This is a genomic window from Streptomyces sp. NPDC127092 (assembly GCF_042722475.1).
GTDB lineage: Bacteria > Actinomycetota > Actinomycetes > Streptomycetales > Streptomycetaceae > Streptomyces.
Genome location: NZ_JBHXFE010000210.1, coordinates 1 through 599, shown reverse-complemented (window position 1 = coordinate 599; position 599 = coordinate 1). Strand labels below are relative to the sequence as shown.

Here is a 599-nt window from a genome sequence, read left to right as displayed (position 1 = left end):
GGGGCACTGTGCCGCTACCCAGTAAGGGACCCCGTGAGGCGATCCTGACGCGCGTCCCGCCCGCTGTTCGACAAGAACTCAACCGCCGCCGCGAAGAGCTCAACCGGCGGCGCGCAGCCATGAATGTTGTCGGCCCTGAAGTCTCCGAGTCGCAGTTCCTCGCCGATGTACTTGCGACGCTTGTCGGCCGCACTGACCTGAACGGTGAGGTCACAGCGGATTTGCTCGTGCCAATGTTCGACGGCACGTACGACGCCGAGAAGGCCGTCGCTGACGGAGAGGGCGTACAGGAGGTGTTGCAGCTGTCTGCCTGATCTTCGAGAGAGCGATCTCAGCAACTCAATACTCAAATCAGCAGTAGCTCAAAACTAGGAAAACCCCCGACCTGGCGGGGCCGAGGGTGTTCCGAGTTCGAGTGAGACGAGCGCCAACTCGTCTCTACTGCGCTTCCCTGAAGGGAACTGTCGTGCCAGACAGCTCTCATGATACCGCGCGTCTGTTTGCGCCGGTATTCAATACCACCCGTGTCGTCCATAACGATGCGATCGCGTGCACGCATCGTCCGCGTACTCGATCGCTGCCCTCCGGATATCGCACCG

1 protein-coding gene is annotated in these 599 nt (G+C 61.1%); it reads left to right on the top strand.

What is annotated here, in order from left to right:
* Positions 1–314 (top strand): hypothetical protein (locus tag ACFWJO_RS38955; protein ID WP_386872952.1); only part of this gene is annotated, 314 nt, incomplete at its 5' end.
* Positions 315–599: the final 285 nt, after the last annotated feature.